Source organism: Pseudomonas antarctica, assembly GCF_001647715.1.
GTDB classification, from domain to species: domain Bacteria; phylum Pseudomonadota; class Gammaproteobacteria; order Pseudomonadales; family Pseudomonadaceae; genus Aquipseudomonas; species Aquipseudomonas antarctica_A.
In genome coordinates, this window is the sequence record NZ_CP015600.1 from 1,380,402 (window position 1) to 1,404,495 (window position 24,094).

Sequence of the window (24,094 nt, forward strand, 5' to 3'; positions counted from 1 at the left end):
AAACCTCACCAAACCCCGCCAAGTGCGGGGTTTCTTGTTTCTGGGGCCCTATGAATTACAACACCGATATCCAAAAGCTTGAGCCGGGCAACCAGATCAGGCTCTACGAGCTGGACGCTACGCGCTTGGGCGGATTGCTCTGGCGATTCCACGGCCACGCCCATGAGGGCGACATCATCTGGCAGGGGCAGCTCTACTCTCCGCTCCAGATCGAGGCAAAGGGCTTCGACATTCGTGGGGATGGACGCCCGGCCACGCCGACGCTGCAGGTGGACGACGAACTCGGCGGCGTGCGCGGGGCGATCACTGCCCTGTGCTTCCAGTTCCGCGACCTGGCCGGCGCCCGGGTGAAGGTGATCGAGACTTTCCGCCACTTCCTGGATGCCGCCAACTTCCCCGACGGCAACCCAGAAGCCAGCAACCAATCGAAAACGAACCTCTGGTTTATCGAGCAGAAGACCGAGGCGCTGCCGAGCATCTCGGTCACGTTCTCGCTGTCCAGTCCCACGGATATGGAAGGGCAGATGCTTCCATCCCAGCAGATCACCAAGCTCTGCCGGTGGGCCTGCCGTGGCGGGTACCGGCAGGAGGCCTGTGCCTACACCGGCACAGCGATGTTCGACAAAAAGAACCAGCCTACGGATAACCCGGCGCTGGACCGCTGCGGCGGCTGGTGGAGCAGCTGCAAGCTTCGGGGCAATACCCGCCGGTTTGGTGGGTCCATGGGCGCGAGCCTTATCGCAAGTTCGAGGTAGCGATGCGCATCAATCAAAAATTGCAGGACGAGATCCGCGCGCACGCCGAGCGTGTCTATCCGGTCGAGGCGTGCGGTGTCCTGATCAAGTCGGCTGTCGGGCGCGAATACGTGCCCTGCGGGAACCTGGCCACCACGCCGCGCGAACACTTCCAGATCGATCACAAGGACATGGGCCAGGCGGAAGATCGGGGTGAGGTGCTGGCGATCATCCACAGCCATCCCGACAAGGCGCCGGCGCCCAGCATGGCCGATCGCGTCAGCTGCGAGTTGCACGAATTGCCCTGGGGCATTGTCGGCTGGCCTGGCGGGGAGTTTGAGTGGTTCAAGCCTTCTGGCTTCCAGGCGCCGCTGCTGGGCCGCGACTTCTCCCATGGCCTGCTGGACTGCTGGGCGGCGTGCCGCGACTGGTACGCACGCGAGGCCGGTCTGCAACTGCCGAACTTTGAGCGCGCCGACCTGTGGTGGGAGCAGAAAGACGGGCCAAGCCTCTACGAGGACAACTTTGCGGCCACCGGTTTCTACCAGGTCAACGAGGCGAAGCGCGGCGATATGCTGGTGCTGCAAATTCCAACGCCGGGCCGTGAGTGCTACTTCCCCAATCACGCGGTGATCTACCTGGGCGACGAGCCTGCGCTCACCAGCGAGCCGGCGCCGAAGCTTGGCGGTTCTGGTCCGTTCATTTACCACCACATGCCTGGGCGTCTGGCGGCCCGCGAAATTTACGGTTGGTCGATGGCCAACCGCGTCAAACTCATTCTCCGGCACAAGGACTACCGCCCATGACGATGCGCACCATCAAGCTCGGCGGCGTGCTGGGCAAGAAGTTCGGCAAGGTATACCACCTCGATCTGTACGGCGTTCACGACGCAACCGCCGCGCTGTGCGCGATGAAGCCGGGCTTTGAGAAGTTCATGCGAACAGCTCATGAGCGCGGCATGGTCTTCGCAGTGTTCGTCGACGAGCGGAACGTCAGCGAGCAGGAGCTTGAACTGGTGGGGCGCACCGAGGGCGACATCCGAATTCAGCCGATCGTGCAGGGGAGCAAGCAGGCGGGGATGTTCCAAACCCTGCTGGGCGTGGTGCTGATCGTGGCGGGCCTCTTCACCGGTGGCACCACCTCGACGCTAGGAATGGGCTTGCTTGCCGCCGGCGCCGCTGTAGGCCTGGGCGGCGTGGTGCAAATGCTGTCACCAACCACCAAGGCCAACGCCGAGGGCAAGAACGACGATGGCAACAACCCGAGCTACGGCTTTGGCGGGGCGATCACCACGATCGCCCAAGGCAACCCTTACCCACTGCTGTACGGCGAGCGCGAGATCGGCGGCGCGGTTGAGTCTGGCGGGATTTACACCCAAGACAACAGCTGATTCAGCAAACACAACCAACCCGCTTAGGCGGGTTTTTGCATTCTGGAGGGCGCATGAGCGCAGTAGAAAAGAAAGCGCGCCGCGTAGCACCTCGCAAGCGTCGGGCGGTGATCGGTAGCAAGGGCGGCCAGGCGAAGCAGAAACAGCCAAGCATCGCCTCAAACAGCGTGCCGTCGATATCTACCGCGCGAATCACCTACCTGTGGAGCTGGGGCCCCATCGTCGGGCCGGTTGATGGCTTGCGCTCGGTCAAGCTGAACGGAACTGCAATCCAGGCTCCGGACGGCACGATTAATTATCCCAGCGCCAAGTGGCAGTTCCGCAATGGCGAGCTGAATCAGCAGCGCCTCGAGGGCATACAAGAATCCAGTAACGAGATCGACGTCAAGAAAGAGCTGGTCTTCGGCACTCCGTGGTTGCACAGCATCACCAACTCGATGATCGACGCTGTGCGCATCCGTCTGAGCTGGCCAACCCTTCGCAGTCAGGACGCCTCCGGCAACATCAATGGCGTGCGTATCGATTACGCCGTGGACATCTCCACCGACAACGGACCTTACGTAGAGGTGCTGCTATCGTTCGTAGATCGTAAGAACATCACAGAGTATGAGCGGGCGCACCGCCTCGAATTGCCTGCCGGCAACCGCTGGACGATTCGTGTCCGCCGCCTGACTCCGAATGCCAACTCCGACCTGGTCGTTGACCAGATGATCGTCAAGGCGATTGCCGAGGTGGTCGACAGCGACCAGGAGTATCCACTCACGGCTGTCGGCTGCCTCGAATACGACGCGCAGACGTTCGGCGGCGATATTGCCAAGATCGCTGTGCTGATGCGCGGACGCATCATTCGTGTGCCGAGCAACTACAACCCCGAAACCCGCACTTACGCGACCTCGGGTACCGGCACAAGCAACGGTATTTGGGATGGAACCTTCAAAGAGGCCTACACCAATAATCCGGCTTGGATCTTCTACGACCTGGTGCTGCACCCTTACTACGGTCTGGGCGACCGTATCGACGCGACAATGGTTGATCGCTGGTCGCTCTATCGCATCGCGCAGTACTGCGACCAGATGGTGCCGGATGGCAAGGGCGGCCAGGAGCCGCGCTTTACCTGCAACCTTTACTTCCAAAAACAGGCCGAAGCCTATGCCGTGCTTCAGGATCTGGCCTCTATCTTTCATGGCCTGGCCTACTGGGATGGTAGCCAGATCGTGGTCAATGCCGATATGCCGGGCGATCCGGTCTACACCTACAACCAAACCCAGATCCTGAACAGCGGCGCCATCAAGTACGAAGCCACTCGCGCGCGTGACCGGCACACACAGTTCATGGTCTCTTGGGACAACCCAGACCAAGGTTTTGAGACGGACAAGGAGCCGGTGTTCGACGACGAGGCCATGGTTGAGCTGGGCGGCATCGTGCGCGACACCACCATTGGTGCTATAGGGTGCACATCTCTCGGACAGGCGCAGCGTGCAGGGCAGTGGGCGGCGCTCACTGAGAAGCTGCAGACCCAAGGTGGCGTTTTCCGTGTTGGTCTGGATGGCGATATTCCGAAGCCTGGCCAGGTCATTGCCGTGGCCGATCCTATGCTGGTTGGTCGGAACAACGGTGGGCGAATCGCTGCGGCCGCCGGCCGCGTGGTGACGCTTGACCGCGACACCGTTGTGCCGGTGGGCGCCCGCCTGATGGTTAACCTGCCCAGCGGAAAGTCAGAGGGGCGCGTAGTAAAGTCGGTTGCCGGCCGCGAGGTCACTTTAATGGCCGACTTCAGCGAGCAGCCACAGGCCGAGTGCGGCTGGATTCTCGACTACGAAGACCTGAAGCTGATGCAGTTCTATGTCCGCAATGTTACGCGGCCGGAGTGGCACCAGTTTCAGCTTGAGGTAATCCAGCACGACCCGAGTAAATTCTCTGCTATCGACGGCGGGGCAGTGGTGGACATTCGGCCAATCACAGGCATCCCTGTGGGCAGCCAGGACGCACCCGCACGCGTCATGCTCAGCCAGAACGTGGTCATTGAGCAGGGTATCGCGGTGACGGTCATGTCCATTGCGTGGGATGCAGCTCCGGGCGCAGTGGCTTACGACGTTGAATGGAAGTGGGGCGCGCGCGAATGGATCACACTGCCGCGCACCGCGGAACAGATGATTGACGTGCGCGGGATTTACTCCGGCCAGTATATGGCCAGGGTGCGTGCTGTCAGCGCGCTTAACGTTTCCTCAATCCCGACTACATCGGCGCTCACCAACCTGCAAGGCAAAACCGGCCTGCCGCCGGCAGTGGCGTTCCTGCGCGCCACCGGCGAGCTCTTCGGGATCAGCATCAAGTGGGGCTTCCCTGCTGGCGCCGAGGACACCCAGCGCACCGAGCTGTGGTATGGCCCGGCGAACAGTCTGCCGGCCGCAAGCAAGCTGGCCGACCTGGCGTATCCGCAGGCCGACTACCGCATGCAGCAGTTGAAGTCAGGCGCAACTCTGTTCTTCTGGGCGCGCCTGGTGGATCGAACCGGCAACATCGGGCCGTTCTTCCCTGTCGTGAATGGTGTGATGGGGCAGTCCATTTCGGATGCTGGGCCGATCCTTGAGCAGATCAAGGGGCAGATCGACGAATCATCGCTGGCTCCAGCTCTAAACGGACGCATCAACCTGATCGACGGCAATGGCCCGGGATCCGTGAACGCTCGAAATGCGCAGTTAAGAAAGGATCTTGAGGCGCAAATTAAGCCATATGTGGACGCGCTCTTGTGGGACGCCGCGAAGGCCTACGCCAAGGGTGACATCGTTCGTCAGGGGAACAAGCTGTACCAGGCCCTGGCCGCTAACACTGGCTCCCAGCCGCCCAGCGCAAACTGGAAGGACGTGGGCGACATCCTCACTGATGCAAACGCTTTGGCAATACGGGTTGATAACCTTGACCAGAAAATCACGGTAGTCGACGGGAAGGTGATTGCCACTCAGGACCAGCTCACCCAGCTCCAGACAAAGGTAAATGACCCGGTAACTGGCCTGGCGGCTACGGCAAATAACGTCACCCAGGTGAATCAGCGAGTAACCAACGTTGATAACAAGCTGACCGCGCAGACTGAGCGGATTGACGGTGTTTACGCTGAAATCAACGCCCCGATGGCAGGTTCTGATAATGACCTGGCTGGCGGCACTCAGGGTTATGCAGGCGTATGGTCTATCCAGTCCGCTGTCACCGATGGCGACTACGCTCAGGCCAAGCGCACAGACACAGTGGAGGCCCAGGTAAACAAAAACTACGCGACCTACGAGCAGACCGCTACAGCGTTAGTGAACGGCCAGACTGCTCAAGCTGCGCAGACCTCGGTTTTGCGTACAGATTTTGAGGGCAACAAGGCGACAGTCAATCAGCAGATCGCCGTTGTATCAGATGCCACGAAAACCAATGCCCAGTCCATTGGCACTCTGCGCACCGACTTCAACAGCAACAGCTCTGCCGTTCAGACATCGCTTAAAACGCTGACCGATTCGAATGAAGCAAACGCGACAGCAACGCAGAACCTGCAAACAACTGTAGGTGGCCATACACAGCAGTTCCAGCAGCAGGCAAGTATCAATCAGAGCGTTGACGGGAAGGTCAGCGGCACGTACTCGCTCCGTTACAAGCTGGATGTAAACGGCATTCCGTACTCGGCTGGTATCGGTTTTGGTATCGAGTCAGGTGTGAACGGCAGTGCTATCTCGCGCTTCGTTATCCAGGCTGATCAATTTGCAATATACAACGGTGCACTAGGCGCGGCAGGGTCCAGCGTGCCATTCGCCGTGAACGGTACGGAGACCTACATCAAGTCTGCTTTTATTCAGGACGGCACGATTACAAACGCCAAGATCGGTAACTACATACAGTCGAACAACTACGTTGCTGGAGTCAGCGGGTGGAAGCTGTTCTTTGATGGCACGTTCGAAATGAATGGCGTAGTTCCTGGGCAAGGCCGCTCAATGATGACAAATAGGTCTCTACGTTTCTGGGATGTGAATGGAGTTAAGAGAGTTCAGATAGGGGACTTGAGCGAATGAGTTCTGGGATAAGGATATGGGGGGCGGCGGGGAATCTGCAATTGGACGAGACCGCGTTCACAGTTCGGGTGGTTTATTCCACATTGGTAACGAGAAACGTAGAGCGTCCAAATGCAACCCGTAGTATTTTCATAAGTATTCCTGAAGTTAATCCACAGCAATACAAGGCGGTGTGTGTTCCCAACATATCGTTCACTGGAGACACCAGTGGGCAAGATGCACGCAACACGCAATTTGATGCTCAAGTATTGGATGGCGGGGTTAGGGTATGGTTTACCAATAGAAATATGCCTTCATCCAGTGCTTTCGGAGTTGGGACGCAAAGGCTCTTGGTTATGAGGTATCGATAATGGCCTATGGGCTTCAGTTCACCAACAATGCTGACGTTGTCACATTGGATACGGAATATTCGAGGTTGGTTATTCTGTATTCTGCTCGATATAATGCAGGTGCATTTTTTCCCAATCCCATTACCTCTCAAGAGCCACCGCTTATTTTTGTTAGGCCGGATTCTCCGTCTACATTCCAATACGTGCGAATTATCGGCAGTCCAGGAAATTGGACGGGGTTTTCAAATGCTCATCCCGCTAACGCACCTGGAACTTATTTTCTCGCGGCTTATGAGTCCAAGCCGACAGCAAGCTACGGCATGAGGCTGTGGGACGGTAATCAAAAATTATTGTTCGATAATGGTACGCCGTGTGCGCAGTTTACAACTGTGCTTGATAATTGGTCTTTGTTGTCATTGACTAATCCCTCACCCGGTAGGTGGACTTATGTTTTTGCTTCACCTATAAATCTTTCTTCAGGGGAGTACATGATGATAAACAACCTAGCGGCGGACCTCCCAGGTCAAGACTCATGGTCTAAGCTTTCTTGTGGTATAGACTACCAAAACAATAGAATATTAGTCACTCTTCAGAATATTGGCGATTTCAGGACTGATGCGTTGTTTTTGCCGCTATTCTTCGCCAAGTCAATAACTTGATGATAAGTTTCCTTTTTAAGGTTTTGGTTTTTATATAGCTGGATTTGCAATTGCAGCTTTTATGTTTAGGAGGGATTTATGGCAAGATCGATTATTAACCTTGGCGTAGCGCCTACCGGCCAAGGCGGCGATACATTTCGCACCGCCAGCCAAAAGAACAACGACAACTCGGCGGAGCTGTATGCGCGCCAGGCTCTGCTTGGGACGGCGTCTAACGCAACTTTGACGGTAGGTAACTCTGACATAACATCAGGGAGAGTACTCAAGGTTGGAGACTATGGTTTTGGCGTTATGCCAGTTTTCAATGATTACGGGTTGGACGTACTTACATCTTTCGGGTACTGCTACATCAACAATGGTTACAACGCACCAACAGGTCACCGTTTTGGCTGGCTTTTCTCGCTACCTGTCAGTGACGGTTACGCCATTCAGGAGTTCAGGTCGCAAACGGATGGCTCTGTGCATACCAGGGCCAAGCTTTCTGGGACGTGGCAGGCCTGGCGGATGACTTACAACACTGGAAATACCACTCGTGCCGCCGATGGCACACTGAAGGCGATCTGACCATGGCAAGAGCAGCAATCAACGTACTCGGCGCTACTGGCGCGACCTATGACTTTGTGACCGCTGGCGCAGGCGTTATCGCGTCTTCGCGAAAATCGGCGGGGGTGTACCAGATCACTGGATGCCTGGGCATGGTTCCGTTCCCTCCGGTCGATGATGGATGGGGCTACACGGTTAACCAGATCGACAGCCGGGCAGACGTGGACATTCAGTTCGAGGAAGGCGTGCTGACGGTGGTGGTGACCAAGGACGACAAACCGTATGACCTAAAGCACATGATCACGCTGCACATCCTGGTGCCGGATGCGCCCGTTGTACCGATGCCACCCATTGAGATTCCCGAATCTGTGGAAGAGCCTGAGCCGCCGGTAGAGGATGCCGAATCCTAATTACTTCGTCGTTCAAACGATGCCGCCTAGAGCGGTTTTTTTTCGCCTGGAGAAAAGCTATGCCGATCACCGAGCAGCAACTGCTGCAGATCCTCCCGAACGCCGGCCGCCAAGCCGGCGTTTTTGTTCCTGTGCTGAATACGGCCATGGCCAAGTATGGAATCGTCACGCGCTTGCGCGTCGCAGCCTTCATCGCCCAGGTCGGGCATGAGTCTGGCCAACTGCGCTACGTGCGCGAGATCTGGGGGCCCACGGCGCAGCAGCTCACGTACGAAGGTCGTGCCGATCTGGGCAACACCGTGAAGGGGGATGGTTCCAAGTTCCGTGGCCGGGGCCTGATCCAGATCACCGGACGGGCGAACTACGCGGCGTGCGGTGAAGCATTGGGCCTGGACCTGATCAATAAGCCGGAATTGCTCGAGCAGCCACAGCACGCCGCGATGTCTGCCGCGTGGTTCTGGTCGACGCGCGGGTTGAACACCCTGGCAGACCAGAAGGACTTCGCGAAGATCACTCGGCGCATCAATGGCGGGCTCACCGGCCAAGCCGAGCGTCAGGCGCTGTACGACAGGGCGCTGAAGGTGCTGGGATGACGCCGATGCAGAAGCTGGCCGGTCTGGTGTTGCTGGTCCTGGTGTTGATGGCCGGTACAGCCGGCGTCACCTGGCAGGTACAGGACTGGCGGATGGGCGAGAAGCTTGCCGAGCAGGCCGGCCTGCACAAGGACGACCTGGCGGCGATCAGCAATGCCGCCGCCGCCCAGGCCAGAACTGAGCAGGACAAGCGCCTGGCCGCAGAACAGAGAGCGGCCGCCGCTGACCAACAACACTCCCTGGAGCTTTCCAATGAACAACGCAAGCAAGCTGCTCTGCGCGATCGCCTTGCCACTGCTGATGTGCGGCTGTCAGTCCTTCTCGACGCCACGGATTCAGCCAGTGGCTGCGACGTGCCTGCCACCCCCGGCGCCGCCGGCGTGGTTCATGCAGCCCGTCGTGCCCAACTTGACCCAGCGCATGCTCAAAGAATTGTCGCCATCACCAGCGATGGGGATAGCGCCGTGATCGCGCTGCGTGCGTGCCAGGCATACGTCAGGGCTATTGCGCGCTGACCTACATTCGCGGGCGCGAAAATCAACATCACCCAAAAAACCAACTTGCAAAGGATTGCAATGATGACAAACCCAATCGTTCCATGGATGGGCGGCAAGCGCCGGCTGTCGAAACGCCTGCTGGCCCTGTTCCCTGAACATGAGTGCTACGTCGAAGAGTTTGCCGGCGGCGCCGCGCTTTACTTCAAGCGAGAGCAGCCCGCCAAGGTCGAGGTGCTCAACGACCTAAATGGTGAACTGGTGAACCTATACCGCGTGGTCCAGCACCACCTCGAGGAGTTCGTGCGGCAGTTCAAGTGGGCGCTCAGCTCCCGCCAGATCTTCGAGTGGCAGAAGATGGCGGTGCCGGAAACGCTCACTGACATTCAGCGGGCTGCTCGCTTCTTCTACCTGCAACAGCATGCCTTCGGGGCGAAAGCCACAGGGCAGACCTTCGGCACCGCCACAACAGCCCGGCCGATTAACCTTTTGCGGATTGAGGAGAACTTGTCCGAAGCCTGGCAGCGCCTGTCGGGGACATTCGTGGAGAAGCTGCCCTGGCTGAAGTGTGCAGAGAAGTACGATCGGCCTCACACCTTTCATTATATGGACCCGCCTTACTGGCAGACCGCAGGCTATGGCGGTGAGTTTGGATTTGGGGAGTACGAGCGAATGGCCGACTTCATGCGCAACTGCCAGGGCAAGGTGATGGTCAGCATCAATGACCACCCAGATATCCGCCGGGTGTTTGAAGGGTTCCGCTTTGAGTCGATGGATATCCGCTACAGCACAGCCAACCCGCGGCAGGGGAAGGCGGCGGTCACCGGTGAGTTGGCGATCATGAACTGGTAAATGGTCGATAGCGCAAAGATCCGCGCCACGTTTTCAGAGATCGTAAAACGTGGCGCGCAACACTCAAAAAGCTGTCTAAAACTACCTCGTCCTATCCCGGTTTCATTGGGCTAAACAGGCGCTATCTCGCTGACCAGTTTTAGACAATGAATCCCTGTAAGCCGCGCAGTTCGTGGCTTATGCACTCCTCAAGCCCATACTGCTGCATCATCGGCGTGTGGGAGGACAGATCGGACGTGTTTTTACTCATTGGGTAGTAGGCAAATTCGTTGAAAGTGATGGGGCAAAGGGCACGCTTGGCCCAGCAGTTTTTGCGATGGCGGCAAGGTTAACACGCGAGGTCGGGGGTTCGTAGGTCGCAAGCGGGTAGGGTGGGGCGCTCGGAGAGACTGGTCACGCTGTTGAGGGATGGCTGTCAGGAACATGCCAAAACAATATCTACCGGGGAATAAATAGTACAACAGCGCCGGAGTTTTAACTCTGCGGCCCTGTCGCCGAGGTCACTGAGCGCTCAAAAGGGTCGCTTTGTCAGGAGCGTGAAAACTTAAAGTTGGTTTTCTGAAGTTTCAATCTGGAGGAGGGTTGCTCTATATAACGGAAGGTGAGGTAGGCCGTCGCTAACGAGGCCAACAGAACAAACCATGCCGCGACAACGCTGCCCATGTTGTAATAAAGAGCGCCAATAATAAAGATAGGATGGAACAGGTAAATGCTGAAGCTAAGTGTTCCGAGCGTTCTTAGTGGGCGCGTGGAGAGTGCTTTTTTTAATAGCCCGTCATGATTGACGGACGCCAGTAGTACCAGTGACCAAACGGCAGCGTACAGAATGAAGTCTTTGTGGAAGTAATCACTTTCTACAGGCGCTGCAATAAGTGAGTAAACGGTGGGTGTCATAATTATCACGGCCACGACGCCTATATAACCGATGTATTGGCAGAGTCTTGGAAACCATGCCTTGTCCTGCAGTGCTTCCTGTAGAAAAGCGACGAAAATCCCCGTAATAAATATCGGCAGATAAGGGATGAATCGTGGGTCGTTAAGCAAGGATTCGCTTTCTGGCGAAATATACTGGGAAAGCAGTATCAGGCAGACGTAGAGGGCTGCGCACGCAATGAGCCCCTTGCGTCTGACGACCAGAAAAATTCCGGCGAGCAAGGGCAGCACGAAGTAAAACTTGAACTCTACCGCGATGCTCCACGTGAGGCCTCGGGATTCGGTAAGTATGAGCTGGTTGAACAGCCCGTAAAGGTCAAGGTTAAAGGGTTGCCCGTAGCCGACGCCAAAATACTCTACGGATGCCCAAGTGGTCGCCAGCGCCAGTAATAAGTAGAAGGTGTAGAGAGGATAGATTCTGAAAAATCTTCTCTGCCAGTAATTCGACATGAATTCAAACGTGAATATCTTATTGCTGGTTGTAATGATTTGCCGTGTGAGCAGAAAAGAGCTGAGCAAGAAAAAAAGAAAGACCCCAGATTTTCCGATGCCTCTGAAATCCCAAGAGGGGATAAAGAACATATTGAGGTTGCTGGTGTGGCTAAGCACAACTATCAATGCCGCCAAACCCCGCAATCCATCTAGAGCGTCAATTTGTAAAAACTTATTGGAAATCGCTCTATGTACCATTGTTAAATGTGCTTCCTTGTGGCGTGCTAAATAATGAGCGCGGAGTGTGCAAGCGGTTCACAGGCTTCATTTAAAGTGGCGAAAGTGTAGCGGAATATCCAATGCCACGCATCATTCAAGGCGTGCGCTGTTAACTGTTTATCCATACACCTGCTGTCGTGCTTTTTTGTCTACACCGATTATTCCGTGGATGCGCGCTGGTGATCATGATGTGGGCGCAGGTCGTCGCGCTGTTTTAAGGGGGCGGATTGATGGGCTCGCCAAGCGTCAGCCTGAAACTGCCTGGCCCAATCTCAACGAGCATGATGGCAGCCGACCCAATTGCCATCGCTCGCACAGAGGGTCCGCTGTTGGACTGGGGCGGTTTCACCTATCAACACTTAAACTATTCACTGGTAATGCATTAAATATGCAAATTAGCATTTGCCAACCCCCAAATCTCCCGCCATTATCCCCGTTATGCAAAAACGCAACGTTTCTATCGTCTTAAGAGAGCTGCTGGACCGCGACCGGATCTCCCCCACGGAGCTTCACCGGCGTACCGGCGTGCCTCAATCTACGTTGTCCCGGATCCTCAGCGGCAAGATCGTTGATCCGTCGGACAAGCACATCTCCCGCATCGCCGAGTACTTCCGTGTCAGCACCGACCACTTGCGTGGGCGTGCAGCCGTGGGCGCTTTGCGCGATGACGGGCGCGACCCGATGCATTCGGAACTCAAGGACATAAGCCTGTGGGACGACGACACGCCCGTTAATGATGACGAGGTGTCGATCCCCTTTCTGCGCGAGGTTGAATTGGCTGCTGGATCAGGAAGATTCGTCATCGAGGAAAGCGAGAAGGCCAGCCTGCGGTTCGGCAAGCGCAGCCTGCGGCATAACGGTGTGCAGTTCGACCAGGCCAAGTGTGTAACGGTGCGCGGCAACAGCATGTTGCCGGTGCTGCGCGATGGCGCGACGGTGGGTGTCAATGCGGGCAAGAGCGGCATTGGCGATATCGTTGATGGCGACTTGTATGCCATCAATCACAATGGCCAACTGCGCGTGAAACAGCTCTACCGCCTGCCTACCGGCATTCGTCTGCGCAGTTTCAACCGTGATGAGCACCCCGACGAGGACTACAGCTTCCAGGATATCCAGGATGAGCAAATCAGCATCCTCGGTCATGTGTTCTGGTGGGGCATGTACGCCCGTTAACCTCCTTGCGTAAGACAAAGCCCGCCATCGAGCGGGCTTTTTTTCGGCTGTAAAAAATCGGCAAACCCTTCGCCCATAAGGCTTTAAATGCATTCGTGCATTTCCTTGCGGAAAATAAATGCATTTGTGCATTGACTGTATATGCATACATGCATATTCTCCATCTCAAGCCAGCCAACAAGGTGGTGGAGGCGGCAAGGATGCTGCCAAGGAAGACAAGGAAGGCACGCAACATCGGCAAGGACGCCATCGAAGCGATGGCAGGGATGCCAGGCAACCCCGGCAAGGATGCCGACGCTCTTTAGTTTCAACCTGCTTCTGGAACAGGAAGCAAAAAACAGGCAGCGATGAACCGGCCTAATAACGGTTCAGAGGGTTGGCAACTGACCCGGGTGTGCAGCGTAAAGCACCAGAAGCAGTTATCCGACAGACAGGGATCGTGGTCGGAAAAACATTGAGGACAGGTCCGTACCGCGCCAGTAGCGCCGAAAGACCGAAGCTGGACCGCATTACTGAAAAGCCTGGGCAACCGGGCTTTTTGGAATGCTTACCTATAAATGGATTTACCCCACAAACCGGTACCCCGCCGGTAATGCTCAGCCAGGAGGCGTGACATGACAAACGAGCAGCAAGCGTTAGCGGATATGCCTATCTGGCTGGTGATTGCACTGGCCTTGATCGGCGGTGTATCCGGCGAAATGTGGCGCGCCGACAAGGAGGGCGCGCGTGGATGGTCGCTGATCCGGCGCCTGGCCCTCAGGTCCGGGGCGTGCATGGTCTGCGGGGTTTCAGCGCTGATGCTGTGTTACGCCGCCGGCATGTCGCTGTGGACCGCCGGGGCCATTGGTTGCCTCACCGCTATGGCCGGCGCCGACGTGGCCATCGGCCTTTATGAGCGCTGGGCAGCCAAGCGCATCGGGGTCAACGAAGGCTCCCGCCAGGACCCGCAGTAACCGTTGCAAGGACGCTACTTAAAATGATGCTTATCGAAAAGCCATCCCAACTGCCCCAAGCCATTGGCGACGCACTGCGCGCGGCTTTCCCGGACTTGAAAGTCGGCAATCACCAGGACTTTCAGGGCTCTGGTGAAAAAACCGGCGTGTTGATCACGGTCGAGGGCAACGGCCCGGGCATTCGCTCTCGCGAAGGGCGCAAGGCCCATGCTCTGGTGATTTCGCTCAAAGCCACGGTCGCGCCGGGTGCATTGCCGTTTGATGCCTGCGACCTGGCCAGCCAGCTCATGGACCTGGTGCTGGATAACTGCTGGAACCTGCCGCAGGTGCAGTGTGATTTGCCGACCAATATTGTCGCTGCGCCATCTGTGCAGGCCACTGCAGAAACGGACTACGACACCTGGACCGTTTCTTTCACCCAGACACTCTACTTGGGGCCGGCGTTACTCAACGATCCCACAGGCCGACCGCTGTTTGCCCGCACTTGGGAAGTGTGGAACATCGACGATCCCGCCCAATACAAACCGTTGGTGGAGTAGCCCATGTTTGACGCGCTGTTACGCATGCAACTGGGGCCGATCATCGAACGCTTGGCAGAGATGGAAGCCCAACTCGAAGACCTGTATCGACGCGCCGAGAGTTTTTGTCGGATCGGCACCTGTCAGGAGGTCGACCCCGGGAGCAATACCTGCAAGGTCAGCCACGGCGACTTGCTCACGCCGGCCATCCGCTTTTTCAACCCCAGCGCGGGAGCGCAGACCGAAACCCGCATCCCGTCCGTGGGTGAACAATGCTTGTTGCTGAACTACGGCGGCGGGGAAGGTGGTGCGCAGTCCGTAGCCTTGTTCGGGCTCAACAGTAGTCTTTTTCCGCCGGTCTCCAGCGTTGCATCGCTGACCCGACGGCGCCATCAGGATGGCACCCAAAGCGACTACGACGACGCCAGCCACACCTTCAACTGGGTCAACGGTCCCACCACATTCAGCGGCACCCGCGAACAGGTCGACGTCAACGTCGGCGCCGCCAGCCTGACCATGAGCGCCCAGGGCATCGCCCTGCAAATCGGCGGCACCCGCCTGGTGCTGGACGCCGGCGGCGCGCATTTCAGTGGCCCGGTGGTGGATCACCAGGGACGCGTCATCAGCCCTCGATAAGGACATCCCATGATCGGAATCGATCGAAACACCGGGGCAGCCGTCGATGACTGGCTGCAATTTGTGCAGCGCGCCACCCGCGCGCTCACCACCCCCGTGGGCACTCGGCAGAAACGCCCACTGTACGGCTCGATGATCCCGCAGCTGCTCGGCCAAAACCTCGGCGATGACCTGCTGATCCTCGCCCAAAGCCACGCCGCGCAAGCGTTCTACAACACCCAGAACGGCATCGGCGACTTTCAACCCCAGGTCATCGTCGCCACCCGCCAAGGCGCCGGCCTGCTCTTGCGTTTCGCCGGCACCTGGAAAAACCGCCAACAAACCTTTGAGGTCGTGACATGAGCATGCTGATCCCCGGCCAGAACCAACTGGCGGAACCGGCCATCATCGCGGTGGATGAGTTCGAGCCGTTGCTGGCCGAATTCAAGGCGTTTGTCGTTGATTACGTCGCCGCCCGAGCACCGCAAAGCGCGGCCAAACTCAAGGTCAGCCTCGACAACGAGAGCGAGTTGCTGACCCTGGCCCTGGAAGCCTTTTGCGTAAGGCTGCAAACCCACGAGCGCAAATACAATGCACGCATCAAGCAGATGCTGGCGTGGTGGGCCACCGGCAGCAACCTGGATGCACGCTTGGCCGACATGGGCCTGGAACGCCAAGTGCTCGACCCCGGCGACCCGGCGGCTTTCCCGCCTGTGCCGCCAACATTGGAAAGCGACGACGACGCTCGCCTGCGTTATTACCTGGCGCCGCATGCGCCGGCGGCGGGCTCGCGCATGCAGTACCGCCGTGAGGTGTTCACGCTGGGCGAGCGGCCGTCGGTGAAAGTGCAGAGCGCGACGCCGGGCGTGGTGACCGTCAGCTACACCTTTGATCCGGACGGTTATGCGGCACAGATCAAGGATGGCAACGGCCGACGCACTGCCCCCGGCGAAGTCATGGTCACTGTGCTTTCGCGGGAAGCCGACGGAACACCATCCGCCGATTTGCTGGACGGCGTGCGTCGCCATTTCGCACGGCCGGATGTACGACCGGAGACCGACCTGGTCAGCGTACAAGGCGCGCAAATTTTGCCTTACAAAATCCGCGTGGTCGCAAAGATCAACGCCGGCCCGGATTCGGGGCTGACGCAAGTCGCCGCGCAGAAACTGCTGCAGGACTACGCACAGTCCTGTCATCGCCTGGAAGGGCGGGTGGACCCGAGCTGGATTGACTATGCGATTCACAGTGCGGGGGCTGCGCAACTGCAAATCCTCGAACCCCTGGCGCCGATCATCTGCACCGCATTTCAGGCGCCGTATTGCACGGGGGTTGAAGTGGAGGTGCATACGCTATGAGTGAGCCTAAAGTGAGTTTGTTGCCGGCCAATAGTTCGCCGCTGGAAAAGGCGTTGGATCAAGGCTTCGGCCAATTACTTGAGCGAATCACCCTGCCTTTTCCCGAGTTGATGGACCCGACGCAAACACCTGCCGAGTTTTTGCCGTATCTGGCGGCTGACCGAGGCGTGAACGAGTGGAGCGCTACCGCCGTCGAGGCTGAAAAGCGCGCGACCGTAAAACTTGCTTGGCCAACAGCTCGGCAGGCGGGCACGCGTAAAGCGCTTGAGAACGCGGCCAAAGGTCTGCAACTGATCCCCGAAGTGCGGGCCTGGTACGAACAGTCACCGCAGGGCAAACCATACAGCTTTGCGATCAGGGCTTTCTCCGAGCTGCCTTACAGCGAAGAAATCGATGCACGACTGGACCGGCGCCTGGCGGAAGCCAAAAGCGAGCGCGATGTTTTCACTGTCACGGTGGGTTTGAGCGCCTTTGGCAGCCATTCCATTGGTGTTGCGACTGTCTGCGGTGAGCTGACCACTATTTATCCCATTGTTATCGCGGGACTCGAAGTGTCTGGCATGGCCTTTATGGCTGCCGGGCATTACACCGTCGAAACCGCCACTATTTATCCACAGGGGTCCTAAATGGCCGATTTTTATACCCTGCTAACCAATGCAGGGATTGCTTATGAAACTGCCTGCAAGGCTGCCGGCGTACCGATCAAACTCGCGCAGATTTCGGTCGGTGATGGCAATGGCGCGGTCTACAACCCCGACGCCACTGCAAAAGCGCTAAAGCGAGAAGTGTGGCGCGGGACGTTGAATGCGCTGTTTCAGGATGAGAAAAACCCGAGCTGGTTGCTGGCTGAGGTGACGATTCCACCCGAGGTTGGCGGCTGGTACGTACGCGAAGCCGGGCTTTGGACGGACACCGGGGTTCTGTACGCTATCGTTAAATACCCGGAGTCGTTCAAGCCGGTGTTGGCGACGTCCGGTTCGGGAAAAGAGTTTTATATCCGCTCGATTTTCGAGACCAGTAATGCGTCGCTGGTGACGTTGTTGATTGATGACACGGTGGTCAAGGCGACGCGGGCTTGGGTGACCGGTTATGTGGCGGATGAGTTGGCCAAGCTGGATGCGAAACAATCGGTGCGCGTGGCGACCACGGCAAATATCTCCCTGAGTGCGGCACAAACCATTGATGGTGTTGCCGTAGTTGCGGGTGATCGGGTTCTCGTCAAAAACCAGACTGCTGCGAAAGACAACGGGCTTTATGTTGTGTCAAATGCGGCGTGGGTTCGGGCTAAAGATGCTGACTCCAACGCTAAGGTGACATCGGCGATGACGGTGTCGGTTGAGCAGGGTGCGACGCTTGGCGATACGATTTGGCAGCTGGTCACGGATGGAGTGATTGTCCTGGGGGCCACGGCGCTGGTTTTTCAGAACATTACTCAAGGTTTCACACCTCTGTCCGCCATGGGCAGCATGCGCGGGTATGTGGACTACTCGCAGAGTGCTGCGCTAACAGCCATGGACATCGGATTTTACATCAGAGGGCTGACAACGGGCATCGTGCTAGCGCTGCCGGATCCGCTTCTTCACCCTGCAGGCGCTAGGTTGATTATCCAGGCAGCCGCGAGTGCCGCCTACATCACGGTGACTACGCCTAATTCACAGTTTGGTGGTTCCAACAGCGACGTATTCGGAAGCCCATCAATAAAGTTGGTGGCGGGTGTTTCGTCCGAGTTTGTTAACACGGGAACGGGCTGGTTGTCTTTCGGTGGCAGCGGTACGGCGCTTTTGGCTGCTTCCGGTTACATAAAACATCCCAATGGTCTGATCGAGCAGTGGGTCACCGGAGGCTCTGATGCTAATGGGGTCATGCTTGTGTCACTGCCGATTCAGTTTCCGACGGCGGTTCTCGGTGGTATCGCCAACGAGGCAAATCCAAGCGGCTGGGGACTCAGCACGGTGACTGTTTGGGCGTTTGATGCACCTGCAAGCACTTTGTCGACTGCTGCTGCTCGTGTAAGAAACGTGACGCAGGCCGGCCCTTCAGTCGCGCCTGGAATCATGGGGCGCATTCGGGTTTGGGGGAAGTGAGATGAATATCTATTTTTATGAAAAGACACTCGGCTTTGATGTGCTGGCCGAGCGAGGTTCTGAGGTGCCTGAGGGCGCCGTTGAAATCTCAGTCAATGCTTACGCTGAGCTTTTTGAAGGGCAGTCCAAGCAAAAACGAATTGCCGCGGATAGCGCTGGGTATCCCATTCTTGTTGATCAACTCGCGGCCTCTATCGAGGTCCAGGAAATCAATGAGCGTGCCTGGCGTGATACACAGCTTAAAGAAACCGATGGCGTGATAGCACGGCATCGCGATGAGTTGGAGGCCGGTTTGAAAAGCACCTTGTCGACCGAGCAATATAACGAACTCCAGACGTACCGACGTCTGCTGCGCTCCTGGCCGGAAAGTGAGCACTTTCCATTGTTTGACCACCGTCCGTTCGGCCCCATTTGGTTTTTAACTCAGAGCCAATAAGCGCCCTGTGCTAACAGGGCAATTTCCTTTCTATTCCCCCAACAAAAAACCGCGCTGCGGTTTTTTTTATGCCCGGAGATCCACCTATGGCCAACCGCCAAACCTACACCGTCCTCATCCCATTCCCCACCGGAGGTGGCCATTGGTCCACCGTCGGCGAGGAGCTGGAACTGCTCGACGTCGAAGCATCCGCTCTACGCACCGCTGGCCGCCTGGAACTGACCAGCGTCCTCAACTTCACCCCCAAGAAGGCTGACTAACCATGGCTGAGGTTTTGAACTTCGAGCACAACGGCATCACCGTGAATGCCACTGAATCCCCGGAGGCCATGGGTGGCCTTGGCGATAACGTCATCGGCCTGATTGGCACTGCGCCGAATGCCCACGCGTCGATCCCTAAAAACGCGCCGTTCCGCATCAACAGCTTCACCACCCAGGCGCTGCTGGACCCGACCGGCGCCGAGTCGGGCACGTTGTTTCAGGCGGTGTACCAAATCCTCAAAGTGGTGAAGGTGCCGGTCTATGTGGTCATCGTGGAGGAGGGCGCAACCCCGGCCGATACGATCAACAATGTGATCGGCGGCAACGAGCCGACCACCGGCCGCAAGCTGGGCCTGGCTGCCTTGAGCAGCGTCCCTGAAGACCTGACCATCATCGGCGCCCCGGGTTTCACCGGCACCAAGGCTGTGGCGGGTGAGTTCGCCTCCTTCGGCAAGCGCATCAAGGCCCGTGTGGTGTTGGATGGCAAGGATGTTTCGGTCGCTGACCAAGTGACTTACAGCGGCGAACTGGGCGGTGCCGACCTCGGTTTCGACCGTTGCCTGCTGGTGCACAACATGCCGTCGGTGTATTCCAAGGCGGCGAAGAAAAACGTGTTCCTGTCGCCATCCTCGCTGGCCATCGCCGCGCTGGCCAAGGTCAAGCAGTGGGAAAGCCCAGGTAACCAGGTGACGTTCGCCGAGGACGTTTCCCGCGTGGTCGAGTACAACATCCTCGACACTTCCACCGAAGGCGACCTGCTCAACCGTTATGGCGTGAGCTATTACGCGCGCACCATTCTTGGCGGTTTTTCGCTGCTGGGTAACCGCTCCATCACCGGCAAGTTCATCAGCTACGTGGGCCTGGAAGATGCGATCAGCCGCAAGTTGGTCAAGGCCGGCCAAAAAGCCATGGCCAAGAACCTCACCAAGTCCTTCATGGACCAGGAGGTCAAGCGCATCAACGACTGGCTGCAAACCCTGGTTGCCGACGAAACCATCCCCGGCGGCAGCGTGTACCTGCACCCGGAATTGAACAGTGTCGAGAAGTACAAGAATGGCACCTGGTTCATCGTCATCGACTACGGCCGCTACGCGCCGAACGAACACATGATTTATCAACTCAATGCCCGCGATGAAATCATCGAGCAGTTCCTGGAGGACGTTCTCTAATGTTTACCAACCGTGTAAGACAGGCCATTGCGGCCACCCTTCAAGGCCTGCCGTTGTCCGCGACGGTGGAAGAGTTCGATCCGCCGAAGATTGAATTCGAGATGGAGCCCATGTCCGGCGGGCGCTTTATTGCCGAAGAAATGGCCAAGAGCGGCAAGGTGCTCGGTGCCACGCTGGTACTGCAAGGCGCTGGCCCGGAAATCATGCTGGCCCTGGGCGTGCGCCTGGGCGACGACATCCTGCTGAACGTGCGCGAAGCCGGTCAGGACCAGGACGGCAAGACTTACTTCACCTACCACACGGTCGGCGGCAAGCTCAAATCTCTGGTCGAGGCGAAGCTGAAGATGGGCGAGAAGGTCACCACCACCCTGGAATTGTCCTGCCGCACTTACAACCGTCTGGAAAACGGCATTCCGGTGATCGACATCGACGTGCGCACCCAGAAATTTGTGCTCAACGGCGTCGATATTCTTGGCGATGCGCGCCGAGCGGTACTCATGCCTTAAGGGCGACCGTGCTCTGAAATGGGCACCGTCAATGTGGGAGCCGGGCTTGCCCGCGATGCAGGCGACTCGGTGTACCTGGTGTACCGAGTTGATGCCATCGCAGGCAAGCCAGCTCCCACATTGACCGCGCTCAGCTTTAGATCTGCGCTGCTTTTCAACAACGCTCTACAAGGAATTGCCCCATGGCCTGGATGCCACCGCTGCACAGTCTGCTGTCTCCGATCACCGCCGATACCGGCGCGACGATCCAGCAGGTTCAGCTCAAACCGCTGTTCTACGCCGCGCAAAAAGCCGCGCTGGCCCGGGCCGGTGATGACGAGGACGACCAGTTTTTTGAACTGGCGAAACTTGCCACCGGCCTGTCGGAAAAAGAGCTCGACCAGCTCAAGCGCCCGGACTACGTGAGCATCGCTCAGTACGTGCATGAAATGTCGACGCGCCCAGCATCGTTCTTCCTGGATGAGCGCGAAGAAGCGACCCATGACCAATCGGTCCAACTGCTGTTGCCCCTCGACGCGGCTGGTCGCAGCCTGACCGAACTGCCCCTTGAAATGCCCGCCCTGCGCGCTACCAAAGTGATGAAAAAACTCGCCACCAACAAAGAGCGCGCCGAGTTCATCACCGCTCACTGCACCGGTTTGATGATCCCCGATCTCGCCGGCCTGACCGTACCCGACTGGACGGAACTGCAGGAGCGCATTGACGATTTTTTAAATCAACCGGCGGACTTCTTTCGCAGCGCGACATCGAAGTAATCCTCGATGTGGTGCCGCTGATCTACTCGGTCAATGAGGCGGAGATCCTCGACTGGGACGCCGGCAAAGCATTGCGCCGCTACGACATTGCGATCACTCGCCTTGGCGTTAAACAGGAGTAAGCGGGATGCAGGACAAGTATTCGCTCGCGAATGCAATGGCCAAGGATGGCCGTGACATTTTCGGTAGTGCAGACGGCGCAAATGATGCCGATATCCTCAGCTCAGGTGCGCTCGGGCCAGAAAAAACCGTCGACATAAAGGCGCTGGAACCGTTATCCGGGATGGTGCTGGAACTGGCCAATGCCGGCTTGAAACTTAATGAATTCGCACAGTCTTTGGGCGTATTGCGCGAAAACGTGGATTCGCTTGCAACGTCGTTGTCTTCGCTGAAGGCGGCTGATGCGCCATTGGTGAACACACAGGTACACACCGACACAACCAAGGTTGCCGAGTTTAAATCGACCCGGTCTGAGGACCGGCGCATTACTCGGGAAGCAATGACGGTGGGCAGCGGGCAGGTTCTCGACCCGGTCGCAGCACTTCGGTACGCGAATGCCCACCGTTCGTTTGATGCGACGGCGACTTCGGAAAAGTCGACAACGGTTCTGCGCGAGGAGTCCAGTGCCAGCGAAAAACGCCTTTCCAAGACGCTGGAGCCCGTGTCGGTATTGCTCGAGCCAACATGGCTGCAAGTGAAGACTGGCGTGATGAATACGGCCAATGATTTGGCCAGTGAATCGCCGGTTATGGCCAAGACGGTTAAAACGGCGGAGGCGGTCATTTTGCCGGTGGTTTCGCCGGTGTTTACCGGGTTTTTCTCGGGCTTGGGGGAGACGATCAAAACCCGGGTAACCGGCAATCTTATCGATGTGACGCTGGGTAAGTTGGGCGGTGGGGCTGGCAAGTTGTTCAAGGACAAGGGCTTTGAAAAGGAAAAGTCCTGCTGCTGTTCAGCCGCGGCCGAAAAGCCCATCACGAGTAGCCGTTCTGCACCGGGTGGCTCTTCCAGAAAAAAGAACTCCCGAAAACCACAGTCCGAAAACCCCAAAAAGTCGCCAAACCCAAAAAAATCTCAAAACACACCCAAGAAGCAAACGTCTGCACCGAAACCTGCCGCCACAAGACGTTCCCCCGCAAAAGGCGGTGGTTGGGTTGCATCGCTGCGTGGCGTGGGCGAACGTCTTTCGAAGTGGTTTCCCCAGCAGCAGTCTGTCGGTTTCCATGCTGGGGCCGCGACGCCAGGTTTACAGCCTCGCGCCGCCAGCACAAACAGGCGCAAGAAAAATACTGCTTCATCTCAATCATCCACAGGCAGAGGGCCTGGGTTGATCGAAGCGTTGGAGCGGGGACTTGTGCCGTTGCCCGCTGAAGGAAGTGCAAATACCCCGTCGCGCATGCAGCCCGTCAGCCGTGAGCATCTGCCCGCTCCAACGGCGCGCTCACTGAAAATGCCCGCTTCGGGCGTGTGGGGCGCGATGGGAAAACTGGAGTCGTCCGCCGCCCGGCGCCTCGGCCCGTTGAAGTACGTGGACACTGCCATGGATGTGGTTCAAGGCGTGCGCAACGGCGACGCTAAAGCTGTCGGATCAGGCCTGAGCTCAGCGGGTGGCGCCTGGGCCGGAGCTTCTGCCGGCGCCGCTATCGGCACGCTGGTTTTTCCCGGTGTCGGCACGGCTGTCGGTGGTGCAATCGGCGGTTTGCTCGGCAGTGAGGCGGGCGCCTGGCTCGGTGACAAATTGTTCAGCTCAAGTGATCGCCTGCCTGCGCCCAATGCGGTGAGCAAGGAGCTCAACGCCGCGCGCACGGACAACGTGCAAGTCACGATTGCCCCGAGCATCCAGATCACCGGCGTCAACCCGGCCGATGCCCAGCAGGTCGTCAACCAAGTGATCCAGGCCCTGCAATTTCAATGCATGCCGATGGTCACCGACAGCCTGGGGATCCGGCGCAACGCGGCACTGGCCGATCCTTCAGGAGGTGATTGATGCGACAACAGATGGTACTCGGCGACTTTGTTTTTGGCTTATCCCGAGGCTTTGCCTATTCGTCGCTGATACGTACCAGCGACGGCGGCTGGAGTGACCTGGCGATTATTGCCAGCAAGTCCCAGTCACGCCAGAGCGGCCAGAAGCTGGAAAAACTCACGTTCAGCGGCATGGCCATGTACGCCATCGGTATGCAGCGGCTGGACGAATTACGTGCGCTGCAAAATGCGCGGGCGCCATTGCCCCTGGTCGATGGCATTGGCCGTAACTGGGGCCTTTGGCGGATAAACTCGGTGACGGAAACCCAGAGCTATGTGATCGACGACGGCACCGCCATGCTCATGGCCTGGACCATGGAATTAGAGGAATTCGTCAATGCGTAGAGTGCGAAGTATTGCCGGTGATTCGGTCAACCTGTTGCTCTACCGCGAGTTGGGCCGTTGCGATGATGCAGCGGAAGAAACCCTTTGGCGCCTGAACCCTGGGATGGCCGAATACGGCCCGGTACTGCCGGCCGGCGTGTGGGTGATCGTGCCTGAACTGCCAGCGCGGCCGGCTGCTGTACGGCCCGTTCTGGCCTGGGATTAGG

General features: G+C 57.8%; 28 protein-coding genes. 27 read left to right on the top strand and 1 reads right to left on the bottom strand.

Going from position 1 to position 24,094, the window contains the following annotated elements:
* Nucleotides 1–50: 50 nt before the first annotated feature.
* The 10 genes from A7J50_RS06085 (at nucleotide 51) to A7J50_RS06125 (ending at nucleotide 10,050) form a co-directional block, all read left to right on the top strand.
* The gene (locus A7J50_RS06085; protein ID WP_010564202.1) at nucleotides 51–755 is read left to right on the top strand and encodes a phage minor tail protein L; all 705 of its coding nucleotides are present in this window, start codon (nucleotides 51–53) and stop codon (nucleotides 753–755) included.
* 2 nt (nucleotides 756–757) lie between these two features.
* Nucleotides 758–1,540, top strand: a complete 783-nt coding sequence (locus tag A7J50_RS06090) for a C40 family peptidase (RefSeq protein ID WP_064450983.1) — start codon at nucleotides 758–760, stop codon at nucleotides 1,538–1,540.
* A complete protein-coding gene (locus A7J50_RS06095) occupies nucleotides 1,537–2,124 on the top strand; it encodes a tail assembly protein (protein WP_064450984.1) in 588 nt (195 codons plus the stop codon). Before A7J50_RS06090 ends, A7J50_RS06095 begins: the two co-directional genes overlap by 4 nt.
* A 53-nt stretch (nucleotides 2,125–2,177) precedes the next feature.
* Nucleotides 2,178–6,170 (top strand): TipJ family phage tail tip protein, encoded by a 3,993-nt coding sequence (gene gpJ / locus A7J50_RS06100; protein ID WP_064450985.1) that lies wholly within the window; start codon nucleotides 2,178–2,180, stop codon nucleotides 6,168–6,170.
* A gap of 349 nt (nucleotides 6,171–6,519) precedes the next feature.
* Nucleotides 6,520–7,158, top strand: a complete 639-nt coding sequence (locus A7J50_RS31330; protein WP_156526255.1) for a hypothetical protein — start codon at nucleotides 6,520–6,522, stop codon at nucleotides 7,156–7,158.
* Between the two features lie 78 nt (nucleotides 7,159–7,236).
* The gene (locus tag A7J50_RS06105) at nucleotides 7,237–7,722 is read left to right on the top strand and encodes a pyocin knob domain-containing protein (RefSeq protein WP_064450986.1); all 486 of its coding nucleotides are present in this window, start codon (nucleotides 7,237–7,239) and stop codon (nucleotides 7,720–7,722) included.
* A 2-nt stretch (nucleotides 7,723–7,724) separates the two neighbouring features.
* Entirely contained in the window at nucleotides 7,725–8,111 is a 387-nt protein-coding gene (locus A7J50_RS06110) for a hypothetical protein (protein WP_064450987.1), read from the top strand.
* A 59-nt stretch (nucleotides 8,112–8,170) separates the two neighbouring features.
* Nucleotides 8,171–8,704, top strand: a complete 534-nt coding sequence (locus A7J50_RS06115; RefSeq protein ID WP_064450988.1) for a glycoside hydrolase family 19 protein — start codon at nucleotides 8,171–8,173, stop codon at nucleotides 8,702–8,704.
* Nucleotides 8,701–9,219 (top strand): lysis system i-spanin subunit Rz, encoded by a 519-nt coding sequence (locus A7J50_RS06120; protein WP_064450989.1) that lies wholly within the window; start codon nucleotides 8,701–8,703, stop codon nucleotides 9,217–9,219. The genes A7J50_RS06115 and A7J50_RS06120 overlap by 4 nt, the downstream gene beginning before the upstream one ends.
* 63 nt (nucleotides 9,220–9,282) lie before the next feature.
* Nucleotides 9,283–10,050 (top strand): DNA adenine methylase, encoded by a 768-nt coding sequence (locus A7J50_RS06125; RefSeq protein ID WP_064450990.1) that lies wholly within the window; start codon nucleotides 9,283–9,285, stop codon nucleotides 10,048–10,050.
* 528 nt (nucleotides 10,051–10,578) lie between these two features.
* Here A7J50_RS06125 and A7J50_RS06130 read toward each other — a convergent pair.
* Complete coding sequence (locus A7J50_RS06130; protein WP_064450991.1) at nucleotides 10,579–11,673, bottom strand: acyltransferase family protein; 1,095 nt, start codon at nucleotides 11,671–11,673, stop codon at nucleotides 10,579–10,581.
* Nucleotides 11,674–12,132: 459 nt separating this feature from the next.
* Between A7J50_RS06130 and A7J50_RS06135 the strand changes: the two genes are divergently transcribed.
* The 17 genes from A7J50_RS06135 to A7J50_RS06205 all read left to right on the top strand — a co-directional run bounded on the left by A7J50_RS06135 (nucleotide 12,133) and on the right by A7J50_RS06205 (nucleotide 24,093).
* Nucleotides 12,133–12,867, top strand: a complete 735-nt coding sequence (locus A7J50_RS06135; protein WP_082895833.1) for a LexA family transcriptional regulator — start codon at nucleotides 12,133–12,135, stop codon at nucleotides 12,865–12,867.
* A 149-nt stretch (nucleotides 12,868–13,016) separates the two neighbouring features.
* Nucleotides 13,017–13,172, top strand: a complete 156-nt coding sequence (locus tag A7J50_RS31335; RefSeq protein ID WP_156526256.1) for a hypothetical protein — start codon at nucleotides 13,017–13,019, stop codon at nucleotides 13,170–13,172.
* Between the two features lie 309 nt (nucleotides 13,173–13,481).
* Nucleotides 13,482–13,820 (top strand): phage holin family protein, encoded by a 339-nt coding sequence (locus A7J50_RS06140; protein ID WP_064450993.1) that lies wholly within the window; start codon nucleotides 13,482–13,484, stop codon nucleotides 13,818–13,820.
* A 23-nt stretch (nucleotides 13,821–13,843) separates the two neighbouring features.
* A complete protein-coding gene (locus A7J50_RS06145; RefSeq protein ID WP_064450994.1) occupies nucleotides 13,844–14,359 on the top strand; it encodes a hypothetical protein in 516 nt (171 codons plus the stop codon).
* A 3-nt stretch (nucleotides 14,360–14,362) separates the two neighbouring features.
* Nucleotides 14,363–14,974 (top strand): phage baseplate assembly protein V, encoded by a 612-nt coding sequence (locus A7J50_RS06150; RefSeq protein ID WP_064450995.1) that lies wholly within the window; start codon nucleotides 14,363–14,365, stop codon nucleotides 14,972–14,974.
* 9 nt (nucleotides 14,975–14,983) lie between these two features.
* Nucleotides 14,984–15,316, top strand: coding sequence for a hypothetical protein (locus A7J50_RS06155; RefSeq protein WP_064450996.1), 333 nt, complete (start codon nucleotides 14,984–14,986; stop codon nucleotides 15,314–15,316).
* Nucleotides 15,313–16,308, top strand: coding sequence for a baseplate J/gp47 family protein (locus tag A7J50_RS06160; protein WP_064450997.1), 996 nt, complete (start codon nucleotides 15,313–15,315; stop codon nucleotides 16,306–16,308). The genes A7J50_RS06155 and A7J50_RS06160 overlap by 4 nt, the downstream gene beginning before the upstream one ends.
* A complete protein-coding gene (locus A7J50_RS06165; protein WP_064450998.1) occupies nucleotides 16,305–16,934 on the top strand; it encodes a phage tail protein I in 630 nt (209 codons plus the stop codon). Before A7J50_RS06160 ends, A7J50_RS06165 begins: the two co-directional genes overlap by 4 nt.
* Nucleotides 16,935–18,392, top strand: a complete 1,458-nt coding sequence (locus tag A7J50_RS30425) for a phage tail protein (RefSeq protein ID WP_082895834.1) — start codon at nucleotides 16,935–16,937, stop codon at nucleotides 18,390–18,392.
* Between the two features lies 1 nt (nucleotide 18,393).
* Nucleotides 18,394–18,828, top strand: coding sequence for a tail fiber assembly protein (locus A7J50_RS06175; protein ID WP_064450999.1), 435 nt, complete (start codon nucleotides 18,394–18,396; stop codon nucleotides 18,826–18,828).
* A gap of 86 nt (nucleotides 18,829–18,914) precedes the next feature.
* Nucleotides 18,915–19,088: a hypothetical protein gene (locus A7J50_RS31550; RefSeq protein WP_167353678.1), complete on the top strand. Its 174-nt coding sequence runs from the start codon at nucleotides 18,915–18,917 to the stop codon at nucleotides 19,086–19,088.
* Nucleotides 19,089–19,090: 2 nt separating this feature from the next.
* A complete protein-coding gene (locus A7J50_RS06180) occupies nucleotides 19,091–20,257 on the top strand; it encodes a hypothetical protein (protein ID WP_064451000.1) in 1,167 nt (388 codons plus the stop codon).
* Complete coding sequence (locus A7J50_RS06185) at nucleotides 20,257–20,763, top strand: phage major tail tube protein (protein WP_064451001.1); 507 nt, start codon at nucleotides 20,257–20,259, stop codon at nucleotides 20,761–20,763. The genes A7J50_RS06180 and A7J50_RS06185 overlap by 1 nt, the downstream gene beginning before the upstream one ends.
* Nucleotides 20,764–20,945: 182 nt before the next feature.
* Nucleotides 20,946–21,518: a phage tail assembly protein gene (locus A7J50_RS06190; RefSeq protein ID WP_064451002.1), complete on the top strand. Its 573-nt coding sequence runs from the start codon at nucleotides 20,946–20,948 to the stop codon at nucleotides 21,516–21,518.
* Nucleotides 21,519–21,645: 127 nt separating this feature from the next.
* Nucleotides 21,646–23,505: a hypothetical protein gene (locus A7J50_RS31555; RefSeq protein WP_064451003.1), complete on the top strand. Its 1,860-nt coding sequence runs from the start codon at nucleotides 21,646–21,648 to the stop codon at nucleotides 23,503–23,505.
* The gene (locus A7J50_RS06200) at nucleotides 23,505–23,888 is read left to right on the top strand and encodes a phage tail protein (RefSeq protein ID WP_064451004.1); all 384 of its coding nucleotides are present in this window, start codon (nucleotides 23,505–23,507) and stop codon (nucleotides 23,886–23,888) included. Before A7J50_RS31555 ends, A7J50_RS06200 begins: the two co-directional genes overlap by 1 nt.
* Complete coding sequence (locus tag A7J50_RS06205) at nucleotides 23,881–24,093, top strand: tail protein X (protein ID WP_064451005.1); 213 nt, start codon at nucleotides 23,881–23,883, stop codon at nucleotides 24,091–24,093. Before A7J50_RS06200 ends, A7J50_RS06205 begins: the two co-directional genes overlap by 8 nt.
* Nucleotide 24,094: the final 1 nt, after the last annotated feature.

Excerpts from the sequence above, each read along its gene's own strand:
- A7J50_RS06085 (WP_010564202.1), top strand. The coding sequence starts at position 51 with ATGAATTACAACACCGATATCCAAAAGCTTGAGCCGGGCAACCAGATC.
- A7J50_RS06090 (WP_064450983.1), top strand. The coding sequence starts at position 758 with ATGCGCATCAATCAAAAATTGCAGGACGAGATCCGCGCGCACGCCGAG.
- A7J50_RS06095 (WP_064450984.1), top strand. The coding sequence starts at position 1,537 with ATGACGATGCGCACCATCAAGCTCGGCGGCGTGCTGGGCAAGAAGTTC.
- gpJ (WP_064450985.1), top strand. The coding sequence starts at position 2,178 with ATGAGCGCAGTAGAAAAGAAAGCGCGCCGCGTAGCACCTCGCAAGCGT.
- A7J50_RS31330 (WP_156526255.1), top strand. The coding sequence starts at position 6,520 with ATGGCCTATGGGCTTCAGTTCACCAACAATGCTGACGTTGTCACATTG.
- A7J50_RS06105 (WP_064450986.1), top strand. The coding sequence starts at position 7,237 with ATGGCAAGATCGATTATTAACCTTGGCGTAGCGCCTACCGGCCAAGGC.
- A7J50_RS06110 (WP_064450987.1), top strand. The coding sequence starts at position 7,725 with ATGGCAAGAGCAGCAATCAACGTACTCGGCGCTACTGGCGCGACCTAT.
- A7J50_RS06115 (WP_064450988.1), top strand. The coding sequence starts at position 8,171 with ATGCCGATCACCGAGCAGCAACTGCTGCAGATCCTCCCGAACGCCGGC.
- A7J50_RS06120 (WP_064450989.1), top strand. The coding sequence starts at position 8,701 with ATGACGCCGATGCAGAAGCTGGCCGGTCTGGTGTTGCTGGTCCTGGTG.
- A7J50_RS06125 (WP_064450990.1), top strand. The coding sequence starts at position 9,283 with ATGACAAACCCAATCGTTCCATGGATGGGCGGCAAGCGCCGGCTGTCG.
- A7J50_RS06130 (WP_064450991.1), bottom strand. The coding sequence starts at position 11,673 with ATGGTACATAGAGCGATTTCCAATAAGTTTTTACAAATTGACGCTCTA.
- A7J50_RS06135 (WP_082895833.1), top strand. The coding sequence starts at position 12,133 with ATGCAAAAACGCAACGTTTCTATCGTCTTAAGAGAGCTGCTGGACCGC.
- A7J50_RS31335 (WP_156526256.1), top strand. The coding sequence starts at position 13,017 with ATGCATATTCTCCATCTCAAGCCAGCCAACAAGGTGGTGGAGGCGGCA.
- A7J50_RS06140 (WP_064450993.1), top strand. The coding sequence starts at position 13,482 with ATGACAAACGAGCAGCAAGCGTTAGCGGATATGCCTATCTGGCTGGTG.
- A7J50_RS06145 (WP_064450994.1), top strand. The coding sequence starts at position 13,844 with ATGATGCTTATCGAAAAGCCATCCCAACTGCCCCAAGCCATTGGCGAC.
- A7J50_RS06150 (WP_064450995.1), top strand. The coding sequence starts at position 14,363 with ATGTTTGACGCGCTGTTACGCATGCAACTGGGGCCGATCATCGAACGC.
- A7J50_RS06155 (WP_064450996.1), top strand. The coding sequence starts at position 14,984 with ATGATCGGAATCGATCGAAACACCGGGGCAGCCGTCGATGACTGGCTG.
- A7J50_RS06160 (WP_064450997.1), top strand. The coding sequence starts at position 15,313 with ATGAGCATGCTGATCCCCGGCCAGAACCAACTGGCGGAACCGGCCATC.
- A7J50_RS06165 (WP_064450998.1), top strand. The coding sequence starts at position 16,305 with ATGAGTGAGCCTAAAGTGAGTTTGTTGCCGGCCAATAGTTCGCCGCTG.
- A7J50_RS30425 (WP_082895834.1), top strand. The coding sequence starts at position 16,935 with ATGGCCGATTTTTATACCCTGCTAACCAATGCAGGGATTGCTTATGAA.
- A7J50_RS06175 (WP_064450999.1), top strand. The coding sequence starts at position 18,394 with ATGAATATCTATTTTTATGAAAAGACACTCGGCTTTGATGTGCTGGCC.
- A7J50_RS31550 (WP_167353678.1), top strand. The coding sequence starts at position 18,915 with ATGGCCAACCGCCAAACCTACACCGTCCTCATCCCATTCCCCACCGGA.
- A7J50_RS06180 (WP_064451000.1), top strand. The coding sequence starts at position 19,091 with ATGGCTGAGGTTTTGAACTTCGAGCACAACGGCATCACCGTGAATGCC.
- A7J50_RS06185 (WP_064451001.1), top strand. The coding sequence starts at position 20,257 with ATGTTTACCAACCGTGTAAGACAGGCCATTGCGGCCACCCTTCAAGGC.
- A7J50_RS06190 (WP_064451002.1), top strand. The coding sequence starts at position 20,946 with ATGGCCTGGATGCCACCGCTGCACAGTCTGCTGTCTCCGATCACCGCC.
- A7J50_RS31555 (WP_064451003.1), top strand. The coding sequence starts at position 21,646 with ATGCAGGACAAGTATTCGCTCGCGAATGCAATGGCCAAGGATGGCCGT.
- A7J50_RS06200 (WP_064451004.1), top strand. The coding sequence starts at position 23,505 with ATGCGACAACAGATGGTACTCGGCGACTTTGTTTTTGGCTTATCCCGA.
- A7J50_RS06205 (WP_064451005.1), top strand. The coding sequence starts at position 23,881 with ATGCGTAGAGTGCGAAGTATTGCCGGTGATTCGGTCAACCTGTTGCTC.